10 protein-coding genes are annotated in these 12,655 nt (G+C 56.0%); 3 read left to right on the top strand and 7 right to left on the bottom strand.

Annotated features, from left to right (window positions below; genetic code table 11):
• Positions 1-10 precede the first annotated feature (10 nt).
• The 5 genes from SERRSCBI_RS11045 to SERRSCBI_RS11025 form a co-directional block, all read right to left on the bottom strand.
• On the bottom strand, positions 11-1,066 hold the full coding sequence (locus SERRSCBI_RS11045) for a P1 family peptidase (protein ID WP_033650461.1): 1,056 nt from the start codon (positions 1,064-1,066) through the stop codon (positions 11-13).
• A 172-nt stretch (positions 1,067-1,238) separates the two neighbouring features.
• Complete coding sequence (locus tag SERRSCBI_RS11040) at positions 1,239-3,338, bottom strand: peptidase domain-containing ABC transporter (RefSeq protein WP_042784439.1); 2,100 nt, start codon at positions 3,336-3,338, stop codon at positions 1,239-1,241.
• Entirely contained in the window at positions 3,331-4,605 is a 1,275-nt protein-coding gene (locus SERRSCBI_RS11035) for an HlyD family secretion protein (protein WP_042784437.1), read from the bottom strand. Before SERRSCBI_RS11035 ends, SERRSCBI_RS11040 begins: the two co-directional genes overlap by 8 nt.
• A 261-nt stretch (positions 4,606-4,866) precedes the next feature.
• Positions 4,867-5,190, bottom strand: coding sequence for a hypothetical protein (locus SERRSCBI_RS11030; protein ID WP_080376486.1), 324 nt, complete (start codon positions 5,188-5,190; stop codon positions 4,867-4,869).
• Positions 5,191-5,460: 270 nt separating this feature from the next.
• Positions 5,461-6,204, bottom strand: a complete 744-nt coding sequence (locus tag SERRSCBI_RS11025; RefSeq protein WP_042784436.1) for a sulfite exporter TauE/SafE family protein — start codon at positions 6,202-6,204, stop codon at positions 5,461-5,463.
• A gap of 107 nt (positions 6,205-6,311) precedes the next feature.
• Between SERRSCBI_RS11025 and SERRSCBI_RS25080 the strand changes: the two genes are divergently transcribed.
• Both SERRSCBI_RS25080 and SERRSCBI_RS11020 read left to right on the top strand, forming a co-directional pair.
• A complete protein-coding gene (locus tag SERRSCBI_RS25080) occupies positions 6,312-6,503 on the top strand; it encodes a LysR family transcriptional regulator (protein WP_232230770.1) in 192 nt (63 codons plus the stop codon).
• Complete coding sequence (locus tag SERRSCBI_RS11020; protein WP_232230769.1) at positions 6,424-7,194, top strand: LysR substrate-binding domain-containing protein; 771 nt, start codon at positions 6,424-6,426, stop codon at positions 7,192-7,194. Before SERRSCBI_RS25080 ends, SERRSCBI_RS11020 begins: the two co-directional genes overlap by 80 nt.
• A gap of 189 nt (positions 7,195-7,383) precedes the next feature.
• On the opposite strand, the gene dcp is transcribed toward SERRSCBI_RS11020, so the two are convergent.
• Positions 7,384-9,585, bottom strand: coding sequence for a peptidyl-dipeptidase Dcp (gene dcp / locus SERRSCBI_RS11015; RefSeq protein ID WP_042784435.1), 2,202 nt, complete (start codon positions 9,583-9,585; stop codon positions 7,384-7,386).
• A 292-nt stretch (positions 9,586-9,877) separates the two neighbouring features.
• Here dcp and SERRSCBI_RS11010 point away from each other — a divergent pair, with 292 nt between their 5' ends.
• Positions 9,878-11,131, top strand: a complete 1,254-nt coding sequence (locus SERRSCBI_RS11010) for an anti-phage deoxyguanosine triphosphatase (RefSeq protein ID WP_042784434.1) — start codon at positions 9,878-9,880, stop codon at positions 11,129-11,131.
• Between the two features lie 64 nt (positions 11,132-11,195).
• Here SERRSCBI_RS11010 and guaD read toward each other — a convergent pair whose 3' ends face one another.
• The gene (gene guaD / locus SERRSCBI_RS11005; RefSeq protein ID WP_042784433.1) at positions 11,196-12,506 is read right to left on the bottom strand and encodes a guanine deaminase; all 1,311 of its coding nucleotides are present in this window, start codon (positions 12,504-12,506) and stop codon (positions 11,196-11,198) included.
• Positions 12,507-12,655 lie beyond the last annotated feature (149 nt).

Below are 12,655 nucleotides of genomic sequence, written 5' to 3'. Positions count from 1 at the left end.
CTCCCGTTATTTAATTTGCCGCCAGCCGATCGAGCAGCGGGCCCAGCGCCACGCGCGCATGCTGCTCGAAGCCGCTGACGCCTTCGGCGCTGAGCAACGCATCCAGCACCGCGTATTCGGTGGCGTCCGCCGCCGCCGCGAACAGCGGCTCCAGCCGTTCGTCCGGCAGCGTCGCCCCCAGCAACCGAGTGGAGAACGCCAGCGCGATGTCGCCGGAGCCGTGCCCCCAATGGCTGCCCACCCGCCCCAGGCCCGCGCCCGCGCGGCGGGCGATGCGGTTCAGCTGGCGGCTGTCCAGCGCCCGATCGCAGGCGATGATGATGATGACCGAACCGGCATCCACCTGCGGCGGCGGATCCGCCAACAGCTTGCCCAGCGCCTGGCCAACGCGCACGCCGCTCAGCGTCAGCGAGTCGAGGGTGCCGAAATTGGCCAGCACCAGCACGCCGAGCGTGGTGCCGAGCCCCGGGCAATAGCGCGAAGCGGTGCCGATGCCCCCTTTCAAGCCGAAACTGCTCATGCCGCGCCCGGCGCCGACGCTGCCGCGCGCAAAGCGGGTGGAATGGTTATCCAGCGCGCTGAAGACGTGCTCCTCACGCACCGCCATCGCCTGAATATCGTTGAGGTAGCCGTCGTTGCACTCCAGCACCAGCGGGTTGATGGTGGCGCTGCCGCGGCCGATCTGCGGGTAGCGCCGGCAGCTGCGCCGCACCATGGCGTTGAACAGCGTGCCGACCGCGAAGGTATTGCTCAGCAGGATCGGCGTTTGCAGCACCCCCAGTTCGTTCAGCTGCACCAGCCCCAGCGGCTTGGCGAAGCCGTTGAGCACCGCGCTGCCGCACGGCAGCGGCTGGTTGAATAGGTCACCCGGCGGCACGATGGCGGTGACGCCGGTCTGGCATTCGCCGTCGGCCAGCGTGTGATGCCCGACGCTGACGCCCGGCACATCGCACAGGGTGTCAGTCGGGCCGGCCGGATAACGCGCGCCCGGCAGGCGGCGGTGGCGCCGCCAATAGCTCAGCAGATTATCGAGGCTTTGTTGTTCAAATGCCTGGCTGTCTGTCATGGTTCCCTCATCCGCCGTTAGCCCATCAGAAAACCAGAATATCGCGCAATGCGCCGCGCCGTAAATTGAAAGCGGAAGCGAGCAGCAAAAATAGCCTTGCCCCATCGCCACTTATTGGGTTTTTAGGGAGAAAAGCAATGTAAATGGCTTGTGGCGCGGGTGATATCCCCCCTTATCCAAGATGGATAACCCGATCTGCCGACGCAATGGTCGTTTCACGGTGGGCAATGATCAGCTTAGTGATATTGAGTCTCTTAATTGCCTGATTCACGGCAGCTTCGCTCTCCTTATCCAGTGCACTGGTGGCCTCATCCAGGAACAAAATAGCCGGTTTCTTGTAGATTGCCCGGGCTATGAATAGCCGTTGTTTTTGCCCGCCGGACAATCCTTCCCCCAACTCGCCGATCGGGGTTTCATACCCCATCGGCATGCGCATGATCACCTCATGCAGATAGCTGGCACGGGCACAGGCTTCCATCCAGGCATCATCCATCTTGTCCGCGAACCCGCAAATATTTTCGCGGATTGAGCCGGAGAACAGTTTGTCGTCCTGCATCACGCAGGCAATCATTTTGTGGTAGTTGTTGATGCCGAGCTGCCGGATATCGACGCCGTTCACCTCAACCCGCCCTGCAGCCGGGGTAAACAGTCCGCACAACACCTTCATCAGCGTGGTTTTTCCGGCGCCGGACGGGCCCACGATGGCCACGCTTTCGCCCGGCGCAACGCTGATGTCCAGGCCATCAAAGATAGCCGGTGACTGGCTGTCGTAACGATAGCTCAGGGCATGGGTCGTCAATCCCAAAGGTTGCAGGCCCGCCGTGTAAGGGTGATCGGGTTTACGCTCCTCCCGCGGATGCAGGGCGATATCGGCAATGCGCTCGTTATGCAGGCTCATCATGCGCAGCTGCAGCAAAAATTCCGTCAGCGACCCGATGCGGTCGGAGAACTGCCCCCGAAAGGCGCCGAACGCCACGAACATACCGAGGGTCATCTGGTTATCGATCACCAGGCTAGTTCCCAACCACAGAATGACGATCTGGTCACACGCCGCTATAAAGGTGTTGATCCCGCCAAACAGCATGTCCATTCGGGTGACGCGGATCCCCGTGTTGATGGTGTCGATTTCAAGGTTTAGCCAGTGAGCGATGCGGCGTTCTGCCATGCCCTGCATCTTGACGGTAGCGATACCGTACAGCGTTTCCATAAAATACGAGCCGGCCCGAGCCTCTCTCACCAGCGCCTCCTCGGACAGCTGACGGTAATAGCCGTAGGTCAGCAGTCGCATCAACACATAAAGCGCAGTGAAAGTGAGCACTACCCAGGTCAGCCAGCCGCCATACAGCGCCATCATCACCAGCACACCGATCACCATGATGCCGTCCATGATGGCGCCGACGATGCTGGTGGTGAAAGTGCTGCGCAGCGTATCCAGTGAACCGAAGCGTGACTGAATGTCCCCCAGCTTACGACGTTCAAAGTAACCGAGCGGCAGGCGCAGCAGATGGGTGAACAACCCGGACTGCCACTGAACGTTGATAAGCGTCGCCATGACCAATCCTGACCATGCCCGCACCATGCCGATGGCGGCCCGCAACAAGATAAACAGCATCAATCCGGCGCAGATGAGCGACAGTAACCCGCGATCTCCGGCAGGAATAGCATGATCCATCACCAGCTGCGTGCCGATGGGCATCACCAGGTTGATGGTTTCGAATACCAGAGACAGGCAAAAAATTTTGCCGAGCGCCCCCTTGAGGCCATGCACGCTGCCGATCAGCGTGCGAAGATGAATGCGATGGCGGACGCTGTCGGCGGTGAATTCGCTGCCAGGCCAGGCCTCAAGCGCTACGCCGGTGAAACTGTGCGACAGTTCCGTCAGGCTGACGGCCCGGCGCCCGCGCGCCGGATCATGCAGCACTGCGCGGTGGCCTTTGACGCTGACCAGCACCACAAAATGGTTGAATTCCCAGTGCAAAATGCAGGGCAGTTTTAGCGCGCCGAGTTCGTCCAGATCCAGAGACAGGGGACGGGTACTCAACCCCAATTGCTCGGCGATACCGGTCAGTCCAACCAGCGTTGCACCGCGGGTTGACAGGTTGAACTGCCGGCGCAGCGCGATCATGTCGATATTTTTGCCGTAATAACCGCAGATCATCGCCAGACAGGCCAGCCCGCATTCCGACGACTCGGTCTGGTGCACCATCGAAACCCGGTGGCGCAACCGCAGATCCAGTTGGCTGACCCGTTGTTTGAATGTGGCCCTACTCATTGACTGGCCCCGTCGCGCTGTGTTTCATGTCGTAGAACGGCGACAGCATCCATTGATAAATCTTCCTTTTTTCCAGAAACAGGGTGCTTTGCGCTTTCATGCCGTTTTCCAGGCTCAGACGTTTACCGTCATAGGCAATGGCCTGTTTCTCCGGCATGACGATCACCTTGTAGTACGGCACGGCGGCGGTCAGCGCCGCTTTGGGCGCTCCCTGATAGGTCAGCATTTCCTGCGGCGAGGCCGGGGCTTTGGAGATGACGGCCACCGTACCGGCAAACTGGCCAAATTTCTCCGCCGGAAAAGCGTCATAGCGCACATTGACCTTATCGCCGGCGACGATGTAGGGGATAGCGTCGTTGGGCACCCACAGTACCAGGGCATAGCGATCGATGTTTTGCGGGATAATCTGCAGCAGACTGTCGCCGACGTTGACCATTTGGCCAACCGTGACGCTCAGCGAATCGATACGGCCGCCGACCAGCGCGCGAACGATAATATCGCCAGTGGCATCTATGTTTTGCCGCTCCTTTTGCAGCTCGTAGCGCTGCAGCTCCATCTGGTAAATCTGGTTGTCGAATTCGGCAGCCTGGATATGGATCTGGCTTTCCAGCGCGGTGATCTGCAGCGCATTCTGTTCGTTCTGGCCGGACAGGCCCAGCAGGTTGTTCTGCTGCTGGTAATACAGCGCCACCTGGTTGGTGAGCTGATCCTTATTGATCAGCCCCTTGGTCTGATAGTGCCGGTAGTTCTCCATGTTTTCCTTCATGATGCGAATCCCTTCCTGGGCGCGTTTGAGGATATCGGTGGAACGGGTGAATGCGGCGGTGTATTGCGCCTTCTGTTGTTCCAGCATGATAAGCGTGGCCTGCTTGCTGCTTTCCAGTCGGTTGATGATTTGCGCAATGCGTGCCAGCTGGCCATCGATATCCCGGCGCTGGTTGTCGCTGATCACACCGCTACGGGTACTCTTGCTGACGTCGATCTGGTAAATGGGGGCACCAGCGGCAATCACCTGCCCTTCGGTGACGAATTGCTTGACCACTATCCCTTGGACGGCGGAATAAACGTTGGCGGCGCGCGGATAAGTGCTGATCTCGCCGGTCACGTTGACCCGCCGGGTATAGGTACCGGCGATCGCGAAGGTGAGAAAGGCGATGAAGAAAAACAGGCAGAGCCCTGTCGTGCCCCAAACGGGAATACCGGGTAGCAGAAGCGCCCTGCCACGCCATTTCATTTTCTGATTCTCGATCGCTTCCTGGCGAAACATGAACAGCGTCCCTTAGTGATAGCTAACATTCAAATTCACAGACTACTGTATTGACAATAAAATAATCTGAAGGTCAGTTAATTTTGGTGAGAGGATATGAAGCTATTAAAATAAACACCTTTAAATCTTCTGAGTGATCCTGGCGCCAATAAATTTTTATGAACGTATGTTTCACCCAATGGCGGTATCATATCCAGAGAAAAATCAGAGAGATCCCGTTCGACAAGCCTTTTTATTTTTTAAATCCTACAGTATCTACTTCTAACTCATTTTCATCGTGGCAAAATAGACTATCGTCATAATAATAACAAAAATAGAACAGAACAATAAATCACCTGAAAAATTTCTCAATGAATCCAAATAATCATTGCTGTTCTTATTTAATTTTTTAATGGCATCGCTTTCGTTCTCAGCCTCTACTTCAACATAATGCTTTCTGAACCCCTTCTGCTTCATGTCTTTAATTATTTCTCGCGTAACCACTTCCTTTCTTAGCACTTTTGATTCATCACTCTTTATAAAAACAACATATCTATTCATCATATACCCCATCTCCGTTATCAGACGCTCTTTTTCCACTCCCATCTCGATCCTGCCATCCACCCGACATCGCATAGAATTGGCTGCTTAAAATTTCCTTCATCAATGTTCCCCTATGCATTCACTGGGGTTATCCCATTTTAAAAGGGTTATAGTTGAAAAAGTAAAACACACTAATAACAATCCATAACCACCCTGTATTTCATGAAAAAAACCAATAAGAAAAGTGTGTTCTAAACATTGCAACTCATCATATTAAAATAAACCCCAGAATAATATATCGAACCTGATTACACGTAGGTACTATCGATTCAATTAATTGAATCGCCAAATAATCTCAACGCCCAAGATTAATAGCCCAATAAAGAAGAGGCGGCGGAACAGCTGCGGGCGACAATGACGGCGCACCCTCTCCCCCAGCCACATGCCGCCCAACGCCGGCAACAGCGCCAACAGCGAACCGCCGAGCAGCGTGGCGGGCAGCGCCTGATGCCAGGCTAAACCGGCGGCCAGCGCCAGCGTCGAGACGGTGAACGACAGCCCCAGCGCCTGCACCAGATCGTCGCGCGCCAGGCCCAACGCATTCAGGTAAGGCACCGCCGGAATGACGAACACTCCGGTGGCGCCGGTCAGCGCACCGGTCACCAGGCCGCACAGCGGCCCCAACCAGGGTTCCGCCGCAGCGGAAACGCGCCAGTCGAAACGGGTAAAACCCAGCAGCGCATAACCGATCAGACACACGCCCAGCGCCAGCGGCGCCAGGCGGCCGTCGCCGGCAGTGAGCGCCCCCGCGCTCAACAACGTGCCCAGCGTGACGCACAGCATCATCGGCCAGAGCCGGCGGCACAGCGTCCCCAGCCGCGCCCCGCACACCAACTGCCACAGGTTGGTGATCAGCGAAGGCAGCAACAGTAACGCGGCGGCCTGACCCGGCGGCATCATCAGGCTGAGCAGCCCCATCGACACGGTCGGCAGCCCCAGACCGATCGCTCCTTTGACCGTGCCGGCCAGCGTAAAAATGCCCGTCAGGGCGATAATCTCGAGTAGCGTCAGCGACATGCGTCTATCCTTATGGCGAATCAACGGCTCGATTGTGGCCGGCGGTATGGCGCGGCACAATGCGGCAATGGCAGAGCCTGCCTGCGGCAAAGACAGAGGGAAAACGCATGCATTTTGACTTTATCGATCTGCGACTGTTGGCGGCGGTGCTCGAGACCGGCAGCATCACCGCCGGCGCCGAGCGCGTCGGGCTGTCGCTGGCCGCCGCCAGCGCTCGCCATGCGCGGGCTGGAGCAACAGGCCGGCGTAACGCTGCTGACGCGCAATCCGCGCGGCGTCCAGGCGACTCCCGCCGGTGAGCGCCTGTTGCATCACGCGCGAGTGCTATTGCAGCAGCGCGAGCGGTTGCGCGGCGACCTGGCCGAGTTCGCGCCGGGCCAGCGCAGCCGGCTGCGCATTGTCGCCAATACCGTCGCCGCCGACGCTTTTCTGCCGGAGCTGTTGGCGGATTTTCTGGTGCTGCACCCGCATACCGATATCGTACTGGAGGAGCTGCCCAGCCCGACCATCGCGCAGGCGATCGCTGAACAGGCGGCGGATATCGGCATCGTGGCGGATCACGCCGATCTGCGCGGGCTGACAAGCTACCCTTTTCGCCAGGATCGCCTGGTGCTGGTGCTGCCGCCGGGGCATGCGCTCAGCGGCCGTCGACAGATCAGCTTTGCGGACGCCCTGCCTTTTGATTTCATCGGCCTGCCGGAAGAGAGCGCGCTGCAACAGCATCTGGAACAGCTGGCGATACGCAGCGGCGGCCCAATGCGATTGCGGGCGCGCGCGGCTCATTTCGACGCCATCTGCCGCATGGTGCTGCGCGGTGCCGGATTGGCGGTGGTGCCGGAAGAGAGCGCCCAACGCCATCCGCAAATTCGGCACAGCGCACTGACGTTGACAGACGAGTGGGCGACCCGGCGCCTGTCGATCGCGGTGCGTGACCTGACGCAGTTGCCGCTGCCGGCGCAGCGGCTGGTGGCGTTCCTGCGCCAGGCCTGAGGCGGCTCAATGCGCAGCCGCGCCATCTTGTGCCTGCGGTTTCACATTCAGCGTTGTCGTGACGCTCAGCGACATCACATCGCTGCCCAACCTCTCCGGGCTGGTGGTGAACCGCTGAGCGTCGGCCACGCCAAAAAGACGAAGGGCGCATAATGCGCCCTTTTGTTTGCTTACCGGGAATGGCCGAACTTACTCGTCCTTCAGCCCGCGGTTGATCAGCATCGGCTCGATGCTCGGCTCTTTGCCGCGCCAGTCGATGTACAGCTTCTCCAGATCCTGGCTGTTGCCGCGCGACAGGATCATGTCGCGGAAGCGCTGGCCGTTTTCGGCGGTCAGGCCACCGTGTTCGGTGAACCACTGGAAGGCGTCGTCCGCCAGCATTTCCGTCCACAGATAGGCATAGTAGCCCGCGGCGTAACCGTTACCCCAGATGTGCTGGAAGTAGCTGGAACGGTAACGCGGCGGCACGTAGCTGAGATTCACCTTGTCTTTTTGCAGCGACTCGGCCTCGAACTTGTCCACATCCTGCTGCGGCTGATCGGCGGTCAGCATGTGCCAGTGCATATCCAGCAGCGCGGCGGACAGCAGCTCGGTCATGCTGTAGCCCTTGTTGAACTTGTCGGCCTTCTTGATCTTGTCGACCAGTTCCTGCGGCATCGCCTCGCCGGTCTGATAGTGCTTGGCGAAGTGGCTGAACACTTTCGGATCGCTGACCCAGTGCTCGTTGAACTGCGACGGGAACTCGACAAAATCGCGCGCGGTGTTGGTACCCGACAGGCTCGGGTATTCCTGATCGGCGAACATACCGTGCAGCGCGTGGCCGAACTCGTGGAACATCGTGATCACGTCGTCATACGACAGCAGCGCCGGCTGCCCCGGCGCCGGTTTGGTGAAGTTGGCGACGTTGTAGATCACCGGCTTGGTGCCATTGAGCTTCGACTGATCGACGAAGTTGCTCATCCAGGCGCCGCCGCCCTTGTTGTCGCGCTTGAAGTAGTCGGTATAGAACAGCGCCAGCGATTTGCCGTCCTTGTCGAACACTTCATACACCTTGACGTCCGGCTGGTAGACCGGAATGTCCTTGCGCTCTTTGAAGCTGATGCCGTACAGCAGGTTGGCGGCGTAGAACACGCCGTTGTTCAGCACGTTGTTCAGCTCGAAGTAAGGTTTGATCTGCGACTCGTCCAGATCGTACTTGGCCTTGCGCACCTGTTCGGCGTAGAACTGCCAGTCCCAGGCCTGCACCTTGAAGTCGCCTTTCTGCTGGTCGATCACCGCCTGAATGTCTTTGGCTTCACGTTCGGCGCGCGCGGTGGCCGCCGGCACGATGTTGCGCATAAAGCTCAGCGCGGCATCCGGCGTCTTGGCCATCTGGTTTTGCAGTTTCCAGGCGGCGTAGTTCGGGTAACCCAACAGCTTGGCCTGCTCGGCGCGCACCTTGGCCAGTCGGGAAATGGTCTGGCGGGTATCGTTGCCGTCGCCCTTCTCCGCCCGCGTCCAGGAGGCGTCGAACAGCGCTTTGCGGGTATCGCGATCTTTCAGGCTCTGCAGCAGCGGCTGCTGGGTGGTGTTCTGCAGCACCAACAGCCACTGTTTATCCAGCTTGCGCTCGGCGGCCGCCTGCGCTGCCGCCGCCAGCTCACCTTCGGACAGACCGTCCAGCTTCGCCTGGTCGGTTATCGCCAGTGCGCCGTTTTTGCTCGCCGCCAGCAGTTTGTTGGTGAACTGGGTGCTCAGCGTCGCCGCTTCCTGGTTCAGCGCTTTCAGCTTGGCCTTGTCGGCGTCCGACAGGTTGGCGCCCGCCAGCTCGAAGTTCTTATAGGTGACTTCCACCAGCCGACGCGACTCCGGATCCAGCTTCAGCGCATCGCGATCTTGATAGATGGCCTTGATGCGCGCGAACAGCTTGCCGTTGAGCATGATGTCGTCGTTCAGCGCCGCCAGCTTCGGCGAGGTTTCTTCATCCAGCTTCTGCAGCGCATCGCTGGTATTGGCCGAGGTCATGGCGCCGAACACGTTCATCACCCGCGTCAGCAGCGAACCGGCCTGCTCCAGCGCCACGAAGGTATTTTTAAAGTTGGGCTTGGCCGGGTTGTTGGCGATCTTCTCCACCTCTTCCCGCTTTTGCTTGATGCCCGCTTCGATCGCCGGCGCGTAGTCGCTTTCCTTGATCAGGTTGAACGGCGGCGCCTGGAACGGCAGACGGCTTTGATAGAAGAACGGATTTTGGGTCTTTTGCTTGTCGTGCTGATTGGCTTCACCGGTCACGGTAGCCTCCTTCGCCTGGCCGCTGGGCAGCGCGCTATGGTCGGCGTGAGGTTGGGTTTCTGCTGCCTGTGCCTGCGAGCCCAGCGCCATGCCGATCGCCAGCACCAATGTGGATAAACGCATCAAATCGAAACTCCTCCATGTTCACAGAATAAGGTCTCGGGGAATGGCTCCCTCTGAGTCACCTCCTAGCTTAGGCGCAGTTGGCAGTTTGAGCAAAAACAAGTGATTAGATAAAAAATAACTTAATATTGATGGTATTCTTTAAGTGTGACAGAATTTTTAATAAATATCACTTAGTAAAGGTAATGTTATTAATTCTAACATTATGATTGCTATAGTATAGTGGAATGTCATTCACGAAATGTATGATGCTTTAATTAATTAATATAAAATCATTAACAAAGGAACAAAAATGGCAAATAAATGGTTAGAAAGAAAAGAGCCTCCATCAACTCAATGGAATGATTATGCTCGAGATCGAGCGAGAATAATTCACTCCGCTTCATTCCGGCGGCTACAAGGTAAGACACAAGTTCTTGGTGTTGGCGAAAGTGATTTTTATAGAACACGCCTAACTCATTCTTTAGAGGTTGCTCAAATTGGAAGTGGAATTACTGCTCACTTGAGTAAGAAATACAAAGACGATTTACCCATAAGAGATTATCTACCAGACGCAAATTTAATCGAAGCTCTAGGGTTGGCCCATGATATTGGTCACCCTCCGTTTGGGCATAAAGGAGAAGCAGCTCTTTCTGAGAAAATGTGGGATTTTGGAGGTTTTGAGGGGAACGGGCAGACATTAAGAATTTGTACAAGACTAGGAGAGTCATCAGAATACAACGGTCTTAATCTAACACGCAGAACACTATTGGGGCTATTAAAATACCCTGGTGTATTTAATGATCTTAAAGCATTAACAGGCCCAACAGAAAAGCCACCTAAGTGCATTCTTGACACAGAAAGAGGAGAGTTAGCTTGGATTATTGATATATTGCCAAATAGTGACAAGGATGAATTCCTAAGAATAGACAATATAAACCCCAGCAATGAAAACGGAAGAACAATTTATAAATCATTTGATTGCAGTATCATGGAGCTATCAGACGATATAGCCTATGCAGTACATGACTTAGAAGACGCTATCGCATTAAAAATAATCAATGCCGAAGATTTTCGCCTCTGGGCAAATGAAAATAATATAGAGGGATATATGAAATACATTGATGATTTGTTCGGCACAAACCACCCCAAAAGAAAGAAAGTCATAAGCGACATGGTACACAGATTTATTGATAGTGTTGAGGTGAAAAAACAAGGGTTGTTTAAGGAGCCACTAATAGACTTAAAGGCTTTTGTTAAAGAAGATATTTCCAAGGAAATCTCCGCATTAAAACGGCTAACTTATAAAAAGGTGGTAAATAAATATGAAATAAAAACAATAGAATTTAGAGGAGGGAGATTAATATCTGAATTATTTGATATTTTAAATCAAAATACTGAAAAACTTTTACCTGAGCGATATATAAACAGAATAAAAGAAAACCCTCAAGTACCAAAAGAAAGATTCGTATGTGACTTCATTGCCGGAATGACGGATAACTATGCATCAATGCTTTATGACCGCATATTTACCACAAACAGTGGCTCTATATTCTCGAAACTTTAACATCCTCAGATGCATCATATAATTGATGCATCTGAATTACATTCCCTTTCAAACACTCTAATATTTAACTTTGATAAACCACCTTACCGTCCACATAAGTGCGATAAATGTTGCGATCGTCCCCCAAGGTCATCAGCACAAACCCTTGCTCCATCAGCGTGGCGCTGTTGGCGTGACGCAGCTGCTGCAGCGGCGTCACCGCCGGATCGAGCACCACGAAATCCGCCTCTTTGCCGACGTTAAAGTTGCCGATTTTGTCGTCCAGCGCCAGTGCGCGGGCGCCGCCCAGGGTGGCATGATAGAACGCTTCTACGGCGGAGAGCCGGTAATGCTGCAGCTGGCCGACCTTGTACGCCTCGCCTAACGTGCGCAGCATATTGAAGGTGGTGCCGGCCCCCACGTCGGTGCCGATGCCGAGCTTCACCCGCTTACGCCAGGCCTGCTGCAGGTCAAACAGCCCGCTGCCGAGAAACAGGTTGGAGGTGGGACAAAAGGCGATCGCCGAGCGGGTATCGCACAGGCAGTCCCACTCCTGCTCCTCCAGATGCAGGCAATGGGCGAATACGCTTTTATCGCCGGTCATGCCGTAGCGGTGGTAAACATCCAGATAGCTGCGGTGTTGCGGGAACAACGCTTTTACCCAGGCCACTTCCTGCGGGTTCTCGCTCAGGTGCGTCTGCAGCCAAACGTCGGGATATTCTTCGCGCAGCCGCTGCACCTGCGCCAGCAGCGCCGGCGTACTGGTGGGCGCAAAGCGCGGCGTAATGGCGTAACCAAGGCGGCCTTTGCCGTGCCAGCGTTCGATCAGTTCGCGCGTCTGGCGATAACTCTGCTCCGGCGTTTCCAGCAGCGCCTCCGGCGCATGGCGATCCATCATGACCTTGCCGGCGATCAGGCGCATGTTCAGCGCTGCCGCCTGGCTGAACAGCGCATCGACCGACTGTGGATGCACGGTGCCGAACACCAGCGCGGTGGTGGTGCCGTTACTCAGCAACTGCTGCAGAAAGAAAGCCGACATCGCGTCGGTGTGCTGCTCACAGTCGTAACGGCTTTCGGTCGGGAAGGTGTAATTGTTTAACCAGTCCAGCAGTTGAACGCCATAGGCGCCAATCATTTCGGTTTGCGGATAGTGGATATGGGTATCGATAAAACCCGGCACGATCAGCTTGTCGCGATACTCCGTGACCGCGAAGCCCGGCGGCAGCAGCGCCTCGCCCTGCCGCCAGCTGCCGAACCAGACGATGACGCCGTCGTTCAGCAGCAGCAAACCGTCGGGAACATGCCGCAGGCGTTCTTCGAGCTGTTGCGGCGCCTCCACACAGGCTGCGATATCAAAAAAATTGCCACGAATAGCCGTGGTGAATTGCAGTGCCATTATTTTCTTCCTTGTGACGACCGACCAAGCTCACCCGCGAAATAACCTGCGCCGATGAAACAAGGCTTTTTTGCCCAAACGCAAAGACCGGCTTAAGCATAGCAAGCCGTATGCCAACAGGCGGCGATAAAATACATTTTTAAATAAAA

Origin of the sequence: Serratia sp. SCBI, from assembly GCF_000747565.1 — a bacterium.
Taxonomy (GTDB): domain Bacteria; phylum Pseudomonadota; class Gammaproteobacteria; order Enterobacterales; family Enterobacteriaceae; genus Serratia; species Serratia ureilytica.
Note: the sequence above shows the minus strand (reverse complement) of the source record. Positions and strands in the feature narration are given on the sequence as shown.